The organism is Undibacterium sp. TJN25, from assembly GCF_049339885.1.
Classification (GTDB): Bacteria; Pseudomonadota; Gammaproteobacteria; order Burkholderiales; family Burkholderiaceae_D; genus Undibacterium.
Genome location: NZ_JBMPPM010000005.1, coordinates 337192 through 355797 on the forward strand (window position 1 = coordinate 337192; position 18606 = coordinate 355797).

The 18606-nt window shown below is 56.9% G+C and carries 13 protein-coding genes; 9 read left to right on the forward strand and 4 right to left on the reverse strand.

Going from position 1 to position 18606, the window contains the following annotated elements:
- Positions 1-2: 2 nt before the first annotated feature.
- The gene (locus ACO0LO_RS14900) at positions 3-224 is read right to left on the reverse strand and encodes a hypothetical protein (RefSeq protein ID WP_422965016.1); all 222 of its coding nucleotides are present in this window, start codon (positions 222-224) and stop codon (positions 3-5) included.
- Positions 225-522: 298 nt separating this feature from the next.
- On the opposite strand from ACO0LO_RS14900, the gene ACO0LO_RS14905 reads away from it, so the two are divergent.
- Complete coding sequence (locus ACO0LO_RS14905; RefSeq protein WP_422965017.1) at positions 523-2853, forward strand: catecholate siderophore receptor Fiu; 2331 nt, start codon at positions 523-525, stop codon at positions 2851-2853.
- 336 nt (positions 2854-3189) lie between these two features.
- On the forward strand, positions 3190-3870 hold the full coding sequence (locus ACO0LO_RS14910; protein WP_422965018.1) for a Fe2+-dependent dioxygenase: 681 nt from the start codon (positions 3190-3192) through the stop codon (positions 3868-3870).
- 73 nt (positions 3871-3943) lie between these two features.
- Here the strand turns inward: ACO0LO_RS14910 and cynS are convergent, their stop codons facing one another.
- The gene (gene cynS / locus ACO0LO_RS14915; RefSeq protein WP_422965019.1) at positions 3944-4387 is read right to left on the reverse strand and encodes a cyanase; all 444 of its coding nucleotides are present in this window, start codon (positions 4385-4387) and stop codon (positions 3944-3946) included.
- Between the two features lie 276 nt (positions 4388-4663).
- Here cynS and ACO0LO_RS14920 point away from each other — a divergent pair, with 276 nt between their 5' ends.
- Positions 4664-6232, forward strand: a complete 1569-nt coding sequence (locus ACO0LO_RS14920; protein WP_422965020.1) for a sensor domain-containing diguanylate cyclase — start codon at positions 4664-4666, stop codon at positions 6230-6232.
- 87 nt (positions 6233-6319) lie between these two features.
- The gene (locus ACO0LO_RS14925) at positions 6320-8032 is read left to right on the forward strand and encodes a methyl-accepting chemotaxis protein (RefSeq protein WP_422965021.1); all 1713 of its coding nucleotides are present in this window, start codon (positions 6320-6322) and stop codon (positions 8030-8032) included.
- Between the two features lie 57 nt (positions 8033-8089).
- Here ACO0LO_RS14925 and ACO0LO_RS14930 read toward each other — a convergent pair whose 3' ends face one another.
- Positions 8090-9241: a DegT/DnrJ/EryC1/StrS family aminotransferase gene (locus ACO0LO_RS14930; protein WP_422965022.1), complete on the reverse strand. Its 1152-nt coding sequence runs from the start codon at positions 9239-9241 to the stop codon at positions 8090-8092.
- Positions 9242-9414: 173 nt separating this feature from the next.
- On the opposite strand from ACO0LO_RS14930, the gene ACO0LO_RS14935 reads away from it, so the two are divergent.
- The 3 genes from ACO0LO_RS14935 to ACO0LO_RS14945 all read left to right on the forward strand — a co-directional run bounded on the left by ACO0LO_RS14935 (position 9415) and on the right by ACO0LO_RS14945 (position 13089).
- The gene (locus ACO0LO_RS14935) at positions 9415-9819 is read left to right on the forward strand and encodes a cupin domain-containing protein (protein WP_422965023.1); all 405 of its coding nucleotides are present in this window, start codon (positions 9415-9417) and stop codon (positions 9817-9819) included.
- Between the two features lie 318 nt (positions 9820-10137).
- On the forward strand, positions 10138-12243 hold the full coding sequence (locus ACO0LO_RS14940) for a bifunctional 2',3'-cyclic-nucleotide 2'-phosphodiesterase/3'-nucleotidase (RefSeq protein WP_422965024.1): 2106 nt from the start codon (positions 10138-10140) through the stop codon (positions 12241-12243).
- Between the two features lie 102 nt (positions 12244-12345).
- Positions 12346-13089 carry a tetratricopeptide repeat protein gene (locus ACO0LO_RS14945; RefSeq protein WP_422965025.1) on the forward strand — a complete coding sequence of 248 codons (744 nt, stop codon included), beginning with the start codon at positions 12346-12348 and terminating at the stop codon, positions 13087-13089.
- Positions 13090-13264: 175 nt separating this feature from the next.
- Here ACO0LO_RS14945 and ACO0LO_RS14950 read toward each other — a convergent pair whose 3' ends face one another.
- Entirely contained in the window at positions 13265-13903 is a 639-nt protein-coding gene (locus tag ACO0LO_RS14950; protein WP_422965026.1) for a TetR family transcriptional regulator, read from the reverse strand.
- A 160-nt stretch (positions 13904-14063) separates the two neighbouring features.
- Here ACO0LO_RS14950 and ACO0LO_RS14955 point away from each other — a divergent pair, with 160 nt between their 5' ends.
- Both ACO0LO_RS14955 and ACO0LO_RS14960 read left to right on the forward strand, forming a co-directional pair.
- Positions 14064-15425, forward strand: a complete 1362-nt coding sequence (locus ACO0LO_RS14955) for an efflux RND transporter periplasmic adaptor subunit (RefSeq protein WP_422965027.1) — start codon at positions 14064-14066, stop codon at positions 15423-15425.
- Between the two features lie 22 nt (positions 15426-15447).
- Positions 15448-18603 carry an efflux RND transporter permease subunit gene (locus ACO0LO_RS14960; RefSeq protein ID WP_422965028.1) on the forward strand — a complete coding sequence of 1052 codons (3156 nt, stop codon included), beginning with the start codon at positions 15448-15450 and terminating at the stop codon, positions 18601-18603.
- Positions 18604-18606 lie beyond the last annotated feature (3 nt).

Consider the following 18606-nt stretch of genomic DNA (forward strand, 5'->3'; position numbering starts at 1 on the left):
GCTTAGTCCGGCAGTCTGACGACGGTAATTCTCTGGATCAGGAAGACCCCGTCTATCACCTTGCGGAAGGGCACGCCCACTGCCTTGAAGCCAGGCCCTCCGTGCTGCGCCCATTGGGTAGCGGCCTGATCAAATTCGTCAATCTTCATTCCCAGCATAGGTGCGGACAATACAAATTGCGCACCCGGTTTTTGCCTGCCTACAATGTCATCCAGTTTTGTCACAATAATAATTCCCTAGTTCGCCGTTTTTTACATTTTCAGACGACGTGTCGATATCTGTTGATGCATTCTATCGTGGCCGCAATGCCTAAAATATCTTTTCTTGAGAGTAAAAGTCAAAAACAGTAGGGGTAAAAAAGCAACAATTTCCAATAATGATAATCATTATCATTTACAGTGTTGTTATAGTTCGTTACAATCCCTGACACTAATTTCCTATCAGCCAGCCACTCGCACGTCGCGCCTTGAGCGCGGTTTCCAGCAGCCAGCCACTCCAATTGACTTTAACTGAGAGACGCTCATGGCGCTGATTAAAAGCCGCAAACACACGCATTCCCGATTCAATCAACACGTCAGCACCGCTCTTGCGGTGATGCTGCTGCCGGTCGCCGCACACGCAGCCGACCAGGCAGCCGCTACAGCAACCATGTCTGCTACGGCAACGGCTGCCGCCGGCGGCCAGACCCTGCAGGAAGTGAAAGTCGTCGGCAGCAAGGAAAACGACTTCAAGGCCGACAAGGCCGCATCGCCAAAATATACTGAGGCCCTGGTCAACACGCCGCAAAGCATCACCGTCATCAAGAAAGAATTGATAGAGCAGCAGGGCGCCGTCACGCTGACGGAAGCATTGCGCAATACGCCGGGTGTCGGCACCTTCTTCCTCGGTGAAAACGGCAGCACCAGTACCGGCGATGCGATCTATATGCGCGGCTTCGATTCTTCCAGCAGCATCTATGTGGACGGCGTGCGCGACCTGGGCTCCATCTCGCGCGACGTATTCAATATTGAACAGATCGACGTGCTGAAAGGGCCTGCCGGCACCGACAACGGCCGTGCATCGCCTACCGGCTCCATCAACCTGACATCCAAGCAGCCCACGCTGGAAGATGCGCTGTATTCGTCCATCACCGTCGGCGGCGGCGAGCAAAAGCGTGTCACCGCAGACTGGAACAAGGTCATCAGCGCCGACAACGGCACCGCGTTCAGGCTGAACGTGGTTGACCAGGATTCCGGCAATCCAGGCCGCAACGAAGTGAAGAACAAGCGCTGGGGCGTCGCGCCGACCTTTGCCTTTGGCCTGAAAACACCGACCCGTTTCTACCTGGACTACCTGCATGTGCGGCAAGAAAATGTGCCTGACGGCGGCGTGCCGACCGTTGGACTGCCCGGCTATACCAGCCCAGACCTGAATAACGGCCGCCCTTTCCTGGCTGGCGTAGCGCCCGTGAACCCCAAGAATTTCTACGGTTCGACATCGGACTTCGACAACGTGACCGCCGACATGTTCACGGCCCGCATCGAGCACGACTTCAATTCCAAGGTAAAACTGCTCAATACCACGCGCTACGGCAAGACCAAGCAGAATTACCTGCTGACAGCCTTCATGGGCACGACTGCCAACCTGCTGACGCCGGTTATCTCGAACCCGGCAACATGGACGCTGGCCCGCAACACCCGCACCATCAAGGATCAGGAAAATGACATCCTGACCAACCAGAGCACGGTGACCGCCGAATTTGAAACCGGCGCCATCAAGCACACTGTAGTGGCAGGCCTGGAACTGACCAACGAAAAGCAGACTACCTACGGCTATGGCGGCACCGGCACTTTGCCCGCAGCCAACCTATATAACCCTAACCCGCATGATCCGGTTACAGGCCTGAAGCTGGTACGCAACGGCGTGCGTTCTGATGGCAGCACCAATACGCAAAGTGCCTACCTGTTCGATACCCTGAAACTGAATGAACAATGGCAGATCAATGGTGGCGTGCGCTTTGACCGTTACAGTACTACTTACAATGCCACCGCACTGTCTACCGCTACGGCCAACCCAACGCTGCCTGTAGGCACGCTGGTGCCGACCAACCTGGACCTGTCCGACACGCTGTTCAACGGCAAGATCGCCGCCTTGTTCAAGCCTACCGAGGACAGCAGCATCTATGCCTTGTACGCCACGTCCAAGCAGCCGCCAGGAGGCTCCAACTTCGCGCTGAGCACCTCGGCCAGCAGCGCCGCCAATCCGAAGTTTGATCCGCAGGAAACCACGACGACCGAAGTCGGCACCAAATGGGATTTCCTGAAACAGAAATTGTCGTTCACCGCCGCTGTATACCGTACTGAAGTGAAGAATGAAGTTGAACAGGACCCGGTAGATCTGCTGTACTACCAGACCGGCAAGAAACGCGTACAGGGCGTGGAAATCGGCCTGACTGGCGAAGTAATGCGCAACTGGCTGGTCAGTGCGGGCTACACCCGCATGAACACCAGCGTCACCGCCGGTAAGGTACAGACCGCCAGTGGCATCAACAACCTGAGCTACACGCCGAAACAGGCATTCACCGCGTGGACTTCCTACACGCTGCCGTTCGGCCTGAAACTGGGCGGCGGCGCGCGTTTTGTCGATTCGCTGCTGCGTGGCACGGATGGCGCGGTTGGTACGCCTGCCTACACCAACTCTTACTGGGTCTATGATGCAATGGCGGCGTACTCCATTACGAAGAACGTGGACTTGCAGCTGAATCTGTATAACCTGGCAGACAAACGGTATGTATCCGCGATCAACAAGAGCGGTTATCGCTACACGCCGGGAACGCCGCGTTATGGTTCCTTGACTGCGAATATCAAGTTCTGAGGACAGGTCGTCGCAGACCTGCAGCTGATCGCTGCAAAGAGGCCACCCTCTCCCGCGTGCGGGAGAGGGCAGGGTGAGAGGCGTTGCATCAATGTAGAAGCTTTACAGATGGGCATAGAAAAAACAGTGGATGCAACTCAGTAATGTTCTTCCATTCAAGGATTTAACCCGCGGCGCAATAGCCTGGTGAATATTTTTTGTCTCATGCCCTGTCACTGCGGCCTGCCTTGATACTTGGGGGAGTCGTAGTGATGGGGCAATGTCGTTAAAGGCCGGCACTTTGTGAAATAATATTGGCATGCCGGACAATATCAGGAAGAAAAGAAGGAAGGCATCATGATGCTGCACATACCCGAAGTATTAAGCCGCGAACAGGTGGCGGATTTCCGCCGCAGGCTGGAGCAGACCGGCTGGGTGGACGGGCGGGCCACCGTCGGTGCGCAGGGCGCGCAGGTCAAACAGAACCGGCAGTTGCCGGAGACTTCCGATGTTGGCCTGGAGCTGGGCAGGATCATCCTTGCCAGACTGGCCGCAACCCCTTTGTTCTTTGCTGCCGCCTTGCCGGCGCGGACCATGCCGCCCCTGTTCAACAGCTATGCCGGCGGCGAGCACTACGGTTTGCATGTGGACGGTTCCGTGCGCAGCGTGCCGGGCAGCGCGCTGAGCCTGCGTACCGACATATCGTCCACGCTGTTTTTATGCGATCCGGAAGACTATGACGGCGGCGAGCTGGTCGTGGTGGATACCTACGGTACGCATGAGGTCAAACTGCCGGCCGGCGACCTGATCCTGTACCCATCCACCAGCCTGCACCGGGTGGAGCCGGTGACGCGCGGCGTGCGCGTTTGTTCCTTCTTCTGGACCCAGAGCATGGTGCGCGACGACTGGCGCCGCAGCATGCTGTTTGAACTGGACCAGAACATCCAGAAGCTGCGCGCGCGCGTCGGCGACTGTGAAGAAGTGGTCGGCCTGACCGGGCATTATCACAATCTGCTGCGGCAATGGGCCGACGTTTAAGCCTGGGCGAGCGTACCCTGCGCAATATGCGCAATATGCGCAATATGCACGATAGCGGCAATACTCGCCTTGCCTAGTACTGTTTGTACGGCAGGAACTTGCCGCTCAATACCACATTGACGCGGTCGCCCTTAGGATCAGCCTGGCGCTGGATGTCCATAGAAAAATCGATGGCGCTCATGATGCCGTCGCCGAATTCTTCGTGGATCAGTTCCTTGATTGTTGTGCCGTAGACGTTGACCATCTCATACCAGCGGTAGATCAGCGGATCGGTAGGCACTGCAGTCGGCAGCGATCCCTTATAAGGCACTATCTGCAGCCAGGCCGTCTCTTCATCTGTCAGGTTGAACAGGGAGCGGGCCGTGCTGGCCTGTTCCAGGTTCAGCGTCATCTGGCCCAGCATCGCTGCGGTCGTCCATTCCTTGCTCTGGCCTATCTGTTTTGCGATTTCCGCCCAGGTCATCTTGTTTTTGACCTTGGCAGAAAGTATTTTTTTGGTGACTTCGTGTCTGTCCATGTTTGTGCTCCGTTTAAAGGGGTAAGGGGTAAGGCCTTTTAAGGGACGCAAGACATGTGCCAGAGGCAGGGGGATAGCGGGAATTTGCAAGCAAATTGCTGGATAGTTAATTCTGCTCTGCAGGCTATGAAGTGTCAAGCTGAGGCAAATTACTGTATCTGGACGTGCAAGTTATGTGTGAAAAAACGTGAACTACACGTCTTTTTGGGCATATATTTATGAGACGTAACTTTTTCAAACTATACTCAAGGAAGGTCAAGAAAATATCATATAACGATGACGAGACAAGAGAACAGTTCTGTAATCGCTACCGCCAGGAAACGGAGTTCCGTTCTGACCCTGGCAGTCAGCTTTGTGGTGCTTGTTTGCCTTTCACTTATTGTGCTGGAGGGCTGGTCGTCTTTTCAGGCGCACAAAACGACGCTGAAAGAAGCCGAAGGCGATGTCCAGAACCTGACAAGGTCGGTTGCCCAGCACGCGGAAGACACCATCAAGCGCGCCGATACCGTTATCTTTGGCCTGGTCAGCGATGTCGAACAGACCGAGATGCGGTCCGAGCTGTTGCTCAGGCTTTATCCGGTGCTGGCCGCGCGGGTGGCAGAGTTGCCGGAGCTGCAGGGGGTGTTCATTTATAACAATGCCGGCGATTGGATGGTCAACTCCCTGGGCGACGTGAGCACCGGCCTCAATAATTCCGACCGCGAATATTTCCAGTACCACTCCACGCATACCGGGCGCGGCCCGCATATTAGCAACCCCATCATGAGCAAATCCACCGGCGACTGGGTCATCCCGGTATCGCGCCGTATCAACAAGGTGGATGGTTCCTTTGGAGGCGTGGTGCTGGCGACGATCAAGGTCGACTATTTCGACAAATATTTCGCCGATTTCACCATCGGCGACAACGGAGCGATTGTGCTGGTGCTGGACAATGCGACGGTGCTGATGCGGCGTCCTTTCCTGGAGCAGTTCATCGGTAAGAATCTTGCCGGCTCGCCCTTTTTTCGTGAATCCATGATGAAAAACAGGGAGGGTACCGGCACCACGGTGTCCATGTTTGACGGCGTCGAGAGGATAGTCGCCTTCCACCACCTGAACAATTATCCGCTGATTGCGGTGACGGCGCTGTCCACCGACGAGGTGTTGGCCAACTGGCGGGCGCAGGCGATACGGCATGTGATCGGCACACTGTTCCTGGCATTGGTCATTGCCTCGCTGGGCAGGCACCTGATCAAGCAGATCAAGATCCGCGGGCGGATCCAGGATGAACTGTTGGCAACGCAGGAAAAGCTGCTGGTGCTGAACCACGAGCTGGAAAATATTGCGCTACACGACGCGCTGACGGGGCTGGCCAACCGGCGCCAGTTCGATATTGCGCTCAGCACCGAATTCAAGCGCGCTATGCGCAATGGACAGTCGCTGGCGCTATTGATGATGGATGTCGATCATTTTAAACGCTATAACGATATCTACGGCCACCCGGAAGGCGACCAGTGCCTGCGCAAGATCAGCGAGGTCATCCACATGCACCGGCCCGGCGACCTGAGCGCGCGCTACGGCGGCGAGGAATTCGCTATTCTTCTGCCAAGCACCGACCTGGCGGGCGCCATTACCGTAGCCGAAAAGCTAAGGCTGGGCATCAAGGCGCTGCAAATTCCGCATAGCGGTAATACGGCGGGGGTGGTCACCATCAGCCTGGGGGTAGAGGCATGGTTTCCGGAACCGCACGGACCGGATGCTGCCGCATTCCTGCTCGCTGCGGACAAGGCCTTGTATGCCGCAAAAACCAACGGCCGGGATCGGGTAGGAAGCTCTCAGATGGCCAGCCAGACAAAAACAGCTTGAACTACCGGGTATTTATGTAAGAATAGGTTGCTGGACGGTAATTATAAAATGGTCCTGTCAGGACTGGCATCACCAACAGGGGATATTATGAAAAATTTGAAGATCGGCACCCGTCTAGGTTTGGGTTTTGCCCTGGTCTTGTTATTAACGGCGATCATCAGCGGCATTGGCATCTGGCGGCTGCAGACAGTGGCCGACTCGACGCGCGCGATGATGGAAGATCCGCTGGCGAAGGAGCGGATCATTGGCGACTGGTACCGTATTGTATTTGCCGGCATCCGCAGGACGACCGCCATCGTCAAGAGCAGCGACCCCTCGCTCGGCCCGTTTTTTGCGGAAGAATCGGGGAACGCCGTCAAGGTTGCTGCCGAGCTGAAGAAAAAAATTGAGCCCATGCTGACCACCGATGAGGAGCTGGCGCATTACAAAAAAACCAATGCAGAGGGCGTGCAATACCTGGCCGGCCGCGAAGCAGTCATCAAGACCAAGGGGCTGGGCAATAATGAGGAAGCGGAAAAAATCTTCAATGAGCAATTTCTGCCAGCGTCCAAGCGTTACGAGGCGTTTCTGCAACAATTCATGGACATGGAACGCAAGTCCATCGACGACATGGCGGCCCAGATTGAAGCAACCGCGGCCAGTAGCCGTACGCTGCTGATCACGTTAACCGTCGCCGCCCTGGCATTGGCCATCCTGTGTGCCTGGTGGCTGACGATGGGCATTATCGTGCCGTTGAGGAAAGCAGTCGATACCGCGCAGCGCGTGGCCGAAGGCGACCTGACCGGCAATATCCAGGTCGAGTCCAAAGATGAAACCGGCATGCTGACGCAGGCGCTGAAAGACATGAACGGCAGCCTGGTGCGTATCGTCGGCCAGGTGCGTATAGGAACGGATACGATAGCAACGGCCTCCGGCGAAATCGCATCGGGGAATATGGACCTGTCGTCCCGCACTGAATCGCAGGCCAGCTCGCTGGAAGAAACAGCCTCTTCCATGGAAGAGCTGACGTCTACCGTCAAGCATAACGCCGACAATGCGCGCCAGGCCAACAAGCTGGCTGAATCCGCCTCCGAAGTCGCCAGCAAGGGCGGCAGCGTCGTATCGCAGGTGGTGGATACGATGGGCGAGATCAACGAGTCTGCGAGAAAGATCGTGGATATCATCAGCGTCATCGACGGCATCGCCTTCCAGACCAATATCCTGGCGCTGAATGCGGCCGTGGAAGCGGCGCGCGCGGGTGAGCAGGGCCGTGGTTTTGCCGTCGTGGCGAGCGAAGTGCGCAACCTGGCGCAACGCTCCGCTGCTGCTGCGAAAGAGATCAAGACGCTGATCGGCAATTCGGTGGAAAAAGTGGAAACCGGCAGCAGGCTGGTGGAGCAGGCCGGCGCGACGATGGATGAAGTCGTCGCCAGCGTCAAGCGGGTTAGCGACATCATCAGTGAAATCACTTCCGCCAGCCAGGAGCAGAGCGCCGGCATAGAACAGGTCAACCAGGCGATTACGCAGATGGACGAGGTCACGCAGCAGAATGCCGCACTGGTGGAGCAGGCCGCTGCTGCTGCCGGCAGCCTGCAAGACCAGGCGGCGGAACTGGCCAACGTGGTCGGCATTTTCAAGCTCAACCAGCATGAACAGCAAGCGCTGCAAAGCCAGGTGCAGAGCAAGGCGCCCGCGCCTCGCGCCAACATCAAGGCCCTGCCTGCCAAATCGCGTCCGGTAGCCGCTCGGGTAAAACAACAGCCTGCGCAGAAGCAGCTGGCCGCGGCCGGCAAGGACAAGGACGATTGGGAAGAGTTTTAAATCCTTACTAGTGATACGAAAAAAGGGCAGCGCGGCTGCCCTTTTTCTATTACAGCATCAACGCTTCAATATGGCTGCCACGGCAGCGCAAACCCGGTCCACATCTTCCACGCTCATATTCACATGCAGCGGCAGTGTGAGGGTTTCATTGGCGATGCGCTCGGCGTTCGGGAATTGCCCTTCCTTGTAACCGTAACTGCGACCCAGCGTCGTGGTATGCAAAGCTTCGTAGGAGACCCCTGTGGCCACGCCTTGCTGGCGCAATGCGTCGCGGAATGCCTTGCGGCTTAATTGCATTTCACTGAAAGGGAACAGTACGCAGAACATATTCCAGCTCTGGCGCGGGAAATCCCTGGGCGGCAGCACCGCACCCGGCACCTGCGGGAATTGGCTGAAATAACGCTCCACCAGCAAGGCCCGTTTTTGCAGGAAGCCTTCCAGCTGCGGCAACTGGCGCAAACCTATTGCGGCGGACACGTCGGACAGGTTAAATTTGCCACCTGCCACGACGACGTCGCGAGTCTCGTCCGGCAAGCGGGTAATGCCGTGGAAACGCAGGATATCCACCCGTTTTGCTTCTGCCTCGGTATTGACGACGATTGCACCGCCTTCTATCGTCGTCATGTTCTTGTTGGGATGAAAGCTGAACGTGGCGATATCGCCAAAACTACCTATGGGCCTGTCCTTCCAGTACGAGCCCTGCACCAGCGCCGCATCCTCGATGACGCGCAAGCTGTTTTTTTGCGCCAGCCCCATCAGTGCATCCATGTCCACCAGTGCACCGGGAAAATGCGTCGGCATGATGGCCCTGGTGCGCGGCGTGATGGCCGCTTCCACCTGTTGCAGGTTAATCGCCCGGGAAACCAGGTCGCAATCAACGAATACGGGAGTTGCGCCAAGCTTGGCGATCATGTTCATCGTCGAGAAAAAGCTTTGCGCGGAGGTGATGACCTCGTCGCCGGGGCCTATGCCGCATAGTTCCAGCGCCACTTCCATAGCTGCCGTTGCCGATGTCAGCATGCGTGTCGGCCGTCCGCCGAAGCCGGCCGACAGCGCCTGTTCCAGCGCCACGGTTTTGGGACCGCTGGTAATCCAGTTGGAGCGCAGCACATCGGCAACGTCCTGTATTGTGGCGTCATCCAGGCAGGGCTGGGCAAAATTGATCATCGGCGGGCTGGCGTTGTTATTGGTGTTGGTATTGGCGTTCATGGGTCTGATGTGTGTGGACGGTTATCGGGATCGCTGAGCAGGGATTTTATCATTCCCGTTTGCGCATGCCCGCCTTGACGCCGGGGCGGCGCTTCTCTGCAGTATTACCGCGCCGGTGCTAATATCACTGCGGCATTAACTGAAAGAACTAAAACTTTACAGGAGATAGGGAAATGAAATTCAAGGGAATTGCAAGATTGATGGCGGCCGGCGCGGCGCTGGTATTGTTTGCTGCACCGGCGCTTGCGCAGGATAACAGCAATGTCCGCACGGAATTGAAACGCACCGACCTGGCCGGCGCGCCGGGCATGGAAGTCATCAGCTCCATCGTCGAATACAAGCCGGGCGATGTCTCGCCGCGACATTTGCATCACGGTGTGGAGTCGGGCTATGTGCTGCAGGGTGCGATGATACAGATGCCGGGGAAAGATCCGGTGATGATGGCGACCGGTTCCCCTATCTTCAACCTGCGCGATGTCGCGCACGGCGGTTACAAGGTGGTTGGCGATACGCCGCTGCGCTTGTATACAGTGCATATCGTGGACAAGGGAAAACCGCTGTACGACGAGGCCAAATAGCGCCGGCCCGGCTTTGCCGGCAAAAGACTCCCGGGTACTTGCCCGGGGGTTTTCAAAACCTTTCCATCAGCTTTCCACATCTTCCTCAGTACCAGCAAAAAATTGTTTTTTTGCACACGGCCTTTCTATCTCGGCTTAAAATCGGATGATATCTGTAAATCCTGCAGGTCATTAGGACGTCACATTTTGGAGCGACACTTTGCGGTCTCTTGCCCGAATGCCAATTTGTAAAATATACCGTTAATTCCCGGCAAGATGAGTCATTTTTGTTCGCGCAATCGATTTCGTCGTACTAAATCTATTTTGGAGATCAGCTTCATGTTGAAGAAAAACTATCTGCCGGTGCTGGCCACGGCTACAGCGGTACTGCTTGCAGGATGCGGCAGCAGCGGCAGCAATCCTGGATCGAGCCCCTCCAATCCCGATGCTATTCCCGAGGGAACAACGCTCAAGATGGCAATCCTGGAGACGACTGATATCCACTCCAATGTGCTGGGTTATAACTACTATTCGCTGACGGAAGACACCAGCCTGGGCCTGGACCGGACTTCGACGCTGATCCAGGGCGCAAGGGCTGAAAACCCGAATAACGTGCTGTTCGACGACGGCGACGTCATCCAGGGCACGCTGCTGGGCGATTACCAGGCGGCAGCCACGCCGGTTTCCTGCTCCGGCACGCTGGCCGTGCACAAGGTCATGAATGCGCTGAAATACGATGGCGGCGGCCTTGGCAACCATGAATTCAACTACGGACTCGGTTTCCTCAGTCAGATCACCAACACCGATTTCGGCGTAGCCGGCGTGTCCAAGCCGGCCAACTGCGGCGCGCCCGGTTTTCCGCTGGTGCTGTCCAACGTGAACAGCGTTTCCAGCCAGAAGCCCATCTTCAATCCGTATGCCGTCATTGCCAAGCAATTTACCGCCACCAACCCTAGCGGCGCGGCAGTCAATGTCAAACTGAACATCGGCATCATGGGTTTTGTGCCTCCGCAGATCATGGACTGGGACCAGAAAAACCTGGCCGGCAAGGTCTATGTCAACGGCGTTCAGGAAACTGCTAACCAGTATGTGCCCGTGCTGCGCAATGCCGGCGCAGACCTGGTGGTAGCGCTGTCGCATGGCGGCCTGGATGCATCTCCCTACAGCCCTAAAATGGAAAACGGCAGCCTGTATCTGGCTTCCACCGGTATCGATGCGCTGCTGGTCGGCCACTCCCACCTGATTTTCCCGCAAGCCAAGGAAGCCCAGGCCCCCGCCATTGATGCTTCGCTGGCAGCGCTGCCCAAGCCGCTGGTCGATTCGGTCAATGGCTTCGTCAACGGCGTGCCGACGGTCATGGCGCAGAGCTGGGGCCGCCGCCTCGGCATCATCAAGATGACGCTGGTGTACCAAAGCGGCAAATGGGTGGTTCAGAAACCACAAACGACGGTGGAGGCGCGCGGCTTCAAATATAAGGATGGCGTCACCAACATTGCTGCCGATCCTGCGATTGCGCCTATCGTTGCGACGGAGCATAAAGCGACGATTGCCTATGCACAGCAACCGTTGGGAACGACGACCAATTTTGAAATGTCTTCCTACTTTTCGCTGGTGGGCGATGTCGGTGCGATCCAGATCGTCAACCAGGCACAGATCGATTATGTGAAGAATTTCCTGGCGACGACCACCGATGCGACGCTGTCCAGCTACAAGAACATCCCGGTGATCTCTTGCAGCGCGCCGTTCAAGGCCGGCCGCAACGGTCCTTCGGACTTTACCGACGTGGCGCCGACAGCGACACCGGCAACGCCGTTCGGCCTGCAGGTACGCAACCCCGGCGACTTGTACTTGTATAACAACAACAACCTGCAGGCAGTCAAGATCAAGGGTTCCGACCTGAAGAACTGGCTGGAAACCGCGGCCTCGCAATTCGGCAAGATCGATCCTAGCAATCCAGTCGAGCAAGATCTGGTGCCCTCCTATTCGACGATCTACAACTACGATGTGTTCTATGCCGAAGGCAATGCACTGCAATACCAGATCGACGTGACGAAAGCAGTCGGCAGCCGCATCGTTAACCTGAGCTATCAAGGCAAGGCTGTTGCGGCCACAGATGACTTCATTGTTGCGACGAATGATTACCGCGCCGGCGGCGGCGGCAACTTCCCGGGCATCGACGGCAGCAAGACCATCATCAAGTCGCCGGATGCCAGCCAGACCGTGGTCAGCAACTACCTGCAAAAAATCGGCAAGGTTACGCTCGCAGACAATGGCAGCGGCCAGAGCTGGAGCTTTGTCAAAGTGACGACGCAGGGTCCGGTAGTCTTGCGCTCCACGCCAGGCAAGCTGGGGATTGCCCAGGCCATAGGCCTGGCGCGTGTGAAGTCCGAAGGTGCTCTGGATGCGAGCGGCTTTGCCAAGTACGCGATCGACCTGAGCAAGTAATTGTATAAATAGGCGGTGACACCGGGAAATTTCTGGCGCGCCGCCCATGCCTGCATGCCTCGTCCTAAGGCGGGGTCCGCAGGTTTTTTAGGGTAAGGCATCATGTTTCAATGCACCCGAAACTGGATATTCATCTGCGCCGGCATCCTGCTGACTGCTGCCTGCGCGGAACAGCTTAAAGCGCCTCCGACTGCGGCCGAGATTGAGTCGGTCGCCATACAGGCAAACCAGGGCCGGCAGGAAAAAGCCGGGCGGCAATTGCAGCAATGGGCGGGGCTGGGTTTGCCGGTTGCGCAGCGCGAACTGGCGCTGATGCTGCAACGCGCGCCGGCAGGATATGCCGAGGCAAGGTTATGGTTTGAAAAAGCCGGCGCTGCAGGGGACGGCGAAGCTGCTTACACTTTGGGTGACGCCTATTATTTTGCGCGGCTGGGGCTTGCGCGAGATGCAGCCGCTGCGTGGAAATGGTATGGGCAGGCGGCGCAGCAGGGCGACGATAAGGCCGCGCTGATGCTGTCGCGCATGGCCAAGTACGGTGACGGCGTGCCGCAGGATCTGGCGCTGTCTGTCAGATGGCTGAAGTTTGCCAGCGAGCAGGGCAATGCGCAGGCAATGTTCCTGCTGTCCAACGCCTACCTGTCCGGCGACGGCGTGGAGCGCGATGCGCGTAATGCGCGCCTATGGCTGGAAAAATCCGCTCAGGGAGATTTTCCGGTGGCGATACAGGCGCTGGCGCTGGCCACGGAAAGCGGCGACCTGGAGTTGAAAAAAGATCCGGACCGGGCCAGGCACTTATTGAAAGAGGCGACAGAAGAAAGACGCATGCACTGGAACAAGTCTCAATAGGCATCATCATGGCATGGCTCTGTCTTGATATCCGAGGTAGACGCAGCAGTGAAGCGTGCCGGCAAAAAGCGGTAATAAATTGCCAGGCAGGGTCAATCGGGAGTGGAATAACGGCGGCCTGTATCTGCGCGGCAATGAGTGGCATCAATATATTACGAATATATCGGATCAGGCTCTATACTGGCTTTTTTATCAGCGGCGGCCGGGCGCGAAGGCCGGCCAGGAAAATATCCACCATGGCCTCGGCATGCAGTGCCAGGTCGTAGTCTTCCGGGGATTCCAGCCACTGGTGAATCAGGCCCATCAAATAGCCATGGTAGGCATGCATGGCCAGCCAGACGTCGGTTTCGGGCGGCAACTGGCCCTTGTTGATGGCTTCCTGAAAGATGAGTGTGACCTGGTCCAGGCATTCGCTGCGCTTTTCATTTTCCTGAATAAAGAATTCAAGAGCACTGTTTTTTTCACAATGATGGAATAAGATATCAAATACGGCGCGCTGCCGGGTATCGGTAGCCACCAGGTTCAACATGTGTAGTGCCATTTGCCGCAAGGATTCAAGAGGGTCGTCTCCAGGCCCCGCTGCAACTTCGTTCAGCAAGGCTTCCATCGGCATGAAGGCGCGGTCGCACATGGCCTTAAACAAGTCAATCTTATCTTTGAAGTGCCAGTAGATAGCCCCCCGCGTCATGCCGGCAGCAACGGCAACGTCGGTCAGAGTTGTATTGGTAACACCCTTTTCACGAAATACGTTTTCAGCGGCATCCAGCAGGGCAGTGTATGTCTCTTGGGCTTCTTCTTTTGTTTTTCGGACCACTTTATGTCTCCTCTCGATTCCTTGACAACCCGGCATCCTTTCCAGTTTTCTGGAAAAATTGTCCTTTTTTTAATTGCAAGAAGAAATACTTTACCGCTTTGATTTACAAACATTCATGAATGTATATAATAGCATACCCTCCGTTAATAGAGAAGAATCCATGCGCGCCTATCAATATCCCTTTTCTGCATCAGTTTCCCCTTTAACTCCATTCGCCGGCGCCAAACCCAACAAGGTTTTGCGCGTACTGGCGATCAGCATGCCTTTGCTCTTGCTCGCTGCATGCGGCAATAAACAAGAAGGCGGCGCAGCAGGCGGCCCGGGCAATATGCCCCCACCGGAAGTCAGCGTAGTAACAGTACAGCCGCGCAACCTTGCGCTCGGTTTTGAATATGTCGGCCAGACTGCCGGTTCCCGCGAGACGGAAGTGCGCGCACGTGTTGCCGGCATTCTTGAACACCGCTTGTATGAAGAGGGTGCCAAGGTCAAGGCCGGTTCGGTCATGTTCCAGATCGATCCGGGCACTTACCAGACCCAGCTGGCTTCCGCTGAAGCCAATGCCGGCGTCAACGAAGCCAAGCTGAACCAGGCCAAGCGTGAACTGGCCCGTCTGACGCCGCTGGCCGCCGACAAGGCGATCAGCCAGAAGGAATTCGACGATGCCAAGTCCCTCATGGAATCGGCCGAAGCCGCTTTCAAGCAGTCCCGCGCACAGGTCAATGAAGCCAAGCTGAACCTCGGCTACACTAAAGTAATCGCACCTATCGACGGGATCAGCGGCATTGCGTCCAAGTCCGACGGCAGCCTGGTGACCGCCAGCGACAGCCTGTTGACGACCATCGTCCAGACCGACCCTATGTATGTCAACTTCAGCGTTACTGAGGCCGACTACCTGAAACTGGTCAAGGAAGTTACGGCAGGCAAGGTATCCGTACCCGGCAAGCGCTCCAACAACGGCAGCCTGAATTTCGAGGTCAAGATCAAACTGGCGGACGGCAGCATCTATCCGGCTGCCGGCAAGATGAATTTTGCCAGCGAGCGCATCAATCCGGCCAACGGCGGTTTTGACGCCCGTGCACAGATTGCCAACCCTGACGGCGTTCTGCGTCCCGGTCAATTTGTCCGCGTGCTGCTGGCCGGCGCCAACCTGAACAATTCGATCGCCGTGCCGCAACGCGCCGTTATCGATGCGCCTATAGGCAAGATTGTCTTTACCGTCAGCCCGGACAACAAGCTGGCGCCTCGTCCGGTGGAACTGGATGGCTGGACAAACGGCGAATGGGTTGTTTCCAAAGGCCTCAAAGCCGGCGACCGCGTATTGGTGGAAGGCTTCATCAAGGCGCATGACCCCGGCATGACAGTCAAGCCTGTGCCTTACGTGGCCCCAGCCATCGGCCCAGATGGCGCTCCGGCAGCTCCGGGCGCGCCTGCTGCTCCTGCGGCCCCGGCTGCAGGATCAGCTTCTGCCGCTTCGACATCAAAAACATCGCCTGACGCTAACAGCGCCAAAGCAGCACAATAAGCCCCGGCGCTAAGGAACCTCTATGTTTTCTAAATTTTTTATTAACCGCCCGATATTCGCGACCGTTCTGTCGCTGATTATCGTGCTGGCCGGTCTGGCCGCTTTAAGGGTGCTGCCGATTTCGCGCTACCCCGAAATTTCCCCGCCGGTGGTCAACGTGACTGCTGTCTACCCGGGCGCTTCCGCTGAAGTAGTGGAACGCACGGTTGCCGCGCCGATTGAAGAACAGATCAACGGTGTGGAAAACATGCTGTACATGGATTCCGTATCGTCTGCCGACGGCCGCGTTTCCATCAACGTGACGTTTGAAGTCGGTACCGACCTCGATATCGCTGCAGTGAACGTCAACAACCGCGTGCGTCAGGCCGATGCCAAGTTGCCGCAGGAAGTCAGGCGTCAGGGTGTGACGGTCTCCAAGAGCTCGTCCAACTTCCTGGTCGTAGGCGCGCTGTTCTCGCCGGACAACCGTTATGACGCGCTGTACCTGTCCAACTATGCGACGCAAAATATCCTGGATGCGGTCAAGCGTATTCCCGGCACGACCAACGTGCAGATCTTCGGTGCAAAAGACTACGCAATGCGTATCTGGATGCGCCCTGACCGCATGGCGCAGCTGGGTGTAACCGTCGGCGACATTTCCGATGCAATCAACGAACAGAATGCACAGTATGCCGCCGGCAAGATCGGCGCCACGCCGAACAACAGCGAAGAACTGACAATGACGGTAACGGCCAAAGGCCGCTTGCTGGAGCCGGGCGAATTTGCCAATATCATCGTGAAATCCGCACCGGGCGGCGCAACGATACGTATCAAGGACGTTGCCAGGGTAGAACTGGGCTCCAAGGATTACAACCTGAACGGCCGCGTCAATGGCCATCCGTCTGCCAATATCGGTATCTTCCTGCAAACCGGCGCCAATGCGCTGGACGTACGCAAGGCCGTGGACGTGACATTCAAGGACTTGAAAGCCAAATTCCCTGAAGGCATGGATTACACCACGCCTTACGACACCACGCCTTTCGTGACCGAATCCATTGCCGAGGTATTGAAAACCCTGGGCGAAGCGATGGTGCTGGTGTTCATCGTGGTATACGTGTTCCTGCAAAGCTGGCGCGCGACGATCATTCCTACCCTGGCGGTGCCGGTATCCCTGATCGGTACGCTGGCGGGTCTGCATTTGCTGGGTTATAGCATTAATACGCTGACATTGTTCGGCATGGTGCTGGCGATCGGTATTGTGGTCGACGATGCGATTGTGGTGCTGGAGAACGTTGAGCGGTTGATGAACGAAGAGGCGATGAGCCCGCGTGACGCTGCGATTGAAGCGATGAATGAAGTGACGGGTCCCGTCATTGCAATTGTGCTGGTGCTGGTTGCCGCGTTCGGTCCTATTGCTTTCCTGGGCGGCCTGGCCGGCGAATTGTATCGCCAGTTCTCGGTGACGATTTCCATCGCGGTGGTATTGTCCGGTATCGTTGCGCTGACATTGACGCCTGCGCTGTGCGCAGTGCTGCTGAAGCCGGGCGCAGAGCAGCATAACCGCTTCTTTACCTGGTTCAATGGCGCGTTCCTCCGCCTGACCGGCCGCTATACCGCCGGCGTTACCTTCTTCATGAAGCGCGCATTGCTGGGTGTCGTGTTGTTCGTCGGCATGCTGATTGCCACCGGCTTCCTGTGGAAAATCGTGCCGGGCGGCCTGGTGCCGGACGAAGATCAGGGCTACTTCATCGGTGCCGCGATCATGCCTGAAGGCACTTCGCTGGAACGCACCGACGCGATGGTGAAAAAAGTTGAAGACATCATGAAAACCAACAAGAATATCGATACGACCTTCGCACTGGTCGGCCTCGATTTCCTGGGTGGTGGCGGCCTGAAATCTTCTGCTGCAACCATGTTCTTCCCGTTGAAACCATGGGAAGAGCGTAACCAGTCCGCGGCACAGCTGGTGGGCGAGAGCTACGGTAAAACCGGCCACATCAAGGAAGGCTTGCCATTGTTCTTTGCGCCTCCTGCGATTCAGGGCCTGGGCCAGACCGGCGGCTTTGAGTACTACCTGCAGAATAAAGGCGAAGGCGGCGTCAAGCGTCTGTCGCAACTGTTGCCTGCACTGCTGGCAGAAGCCAACAAACAGCCTGAACTGGCTGGCGTGAAAACCCTGTTCCAAGCCAATTCGCCACAACTGTACGTGGACGTGGACAATGAAAAAGCGCGCGCCCAGGGCGTGGCGCTGTCAGACATCTACAACACGCTGGCGGCAACGCTGGGCAGCTACTACGTCAACGATTTCAACAAAGCCGGCCGCATTTATACCGTGCAGTTGCAGACCGAGGGCGAGTTCCGCTCCAAGCCTGACGATATCGGCAATATCTATGTGCGCTCCAAGGCTGGCAAAATGGTGCCTGTGCGTTCGTTCACGACCGTGCGCTTCATCAGCGGCCCGGATTCGGTAGAGCGTTTCAACGCCTTGCCATCCATTAAACTGCTGGGCGATGCCAAACCGGGCTATAGCTCCGGCCAGGCACTTGCAGCGATGGAACGTGTATCTGCCAAGGTATTGCCTTCCGACGTAGGCTACGACTGGGGCGGCGCATCGTTCCAGGAAAAACGCAGCAGCAGCGCGGGCGGCATTGCCCTCGGCGCCGGCGTACTGATGATTTTCCTGATCCTGGCTGCGCAGTATGAAAGATGGTCGCTGCCGTTCTCCATCCTGCTGGCGATGCCTTTCGGTATCTTCGGTGCGCTGCTGGCGGTAACCCTGCGTCACTTTAACAACGACGTGTACTTCCAGATCGGTCTGGTCACCTTGCTGGGCCTGTCGGCCAAGAATGCGATTCTGATCGTCGAGTTTGCCGTGATGAAAACGCATGAAGGTTATGCGCCAGTGGCAGCGGCGCTGGAAGCGGCCCGCCTGCGCTTCAGGCCTATTCTGATGACTTCGCTGGCTTTCATCCTGGGCGTGGCGCCGCTGGCGTTCTCCCATGGCGCCGGCGCGGGTGCGCGGCAGTCGCTGGGTACGGGTGTATTCGGCGGCATGCTGGCGGCGACTTTCCTGGCGATCTTCTTTGTACCGCTGTTCTTCAAGCTGATCTTCGACAAGCGCCTGAAGACCACCGAGCTGGACTTTGTCCATCCGGTACATATACATCAAAGCGTTCAATCCCTTGAGGGTAAGGAATAAGCA

What these genes read in the sequence shown, in the direction of transcription:
- ACO0LO_RS14905 (WP_422965017.1), top strand. Translation starts at nt 523, where the DNA reads ATGGCGCTGATTAAAAGCCGCAAACACACGCATTCCCGATTCAATCAA.
- ACO0LO_RS14910 (WP_422965018.1), top strand. Translation starts at nt 3,190, where the DNA reads ATGATGCTGCACATACCCGAAGTATTAAGCCGCGAACAGGTGGCGGAT.
- cynS (WP_422965019.1), bottom strand. Translation starts at nt 4,387, where the DNA reads ATGGACAGACACGAAGTCACCAAAAAAATACTTTCTGCCAAGGTCAAA.
- ACO0LO_RS14920 (WP_422965020.1), top strand. Translation starts at nt 4,664, where the DNA reads ATGACGAGACAAGAGAACAGTTCTGTAATCGCTACCGCCAGGAAACGG.
- ACO0LO_RS14925 (WP_422965021.1), top strand. Translation starts at nt 6,320, where the DNA reads ATGAAAAATTTGAAGATCGGCACCCGTCTAGGTTTGGGTTTTGCCCTG.
- ACO0LO_RS14930 (WP_422965022.1), bottom strand. Translation starts at nt 9,241, where the DNA reads ATGAACGCCAATACCAACACCAATAACAACGCCAGCCCGCCGATGATC.
- ACO0LO_RS14935 (WP_422965023.1), top strand. Translation starts at nt 9,415, where the DNA reads ATGAAATTCAAGGGAATTGCAAGATTGATGGCGGCCGGCGCGGCGCTG.
- ACO0LO_RS14940 (WP_422965024.1), top strand. Translation starts at nt 10,138, where the DNA reads ATGTTGAAGAAAAACTATCTGCCGGTGCTGGCCACGGCTACAGCGGTA.
- ACO0LO_RS14945 (WP_422965025.1), top strand. Translation starts at nt 12,346, where the DNA reads ATGTTTCAATGCACCCGAAACTGGATATTCATCTGCGCCGGCATCCTG.
- ACO0LO_RS14955 (WP_422965027.1), top strand. Translation starts at nt 14,064, where the DNA reads ATGCGCGCCTATCAATATCCCTTTTCTGCATCAGTTTCCCCTTTAACT.
- ACO0LO_RS14960 (WP_422965028.1), top strand. Translation starts at nt 15,448, where the DNA reads ATGTTTTCTAAATTTTTTATTAACCGCCCGATATTCGCGACCGTTCTG.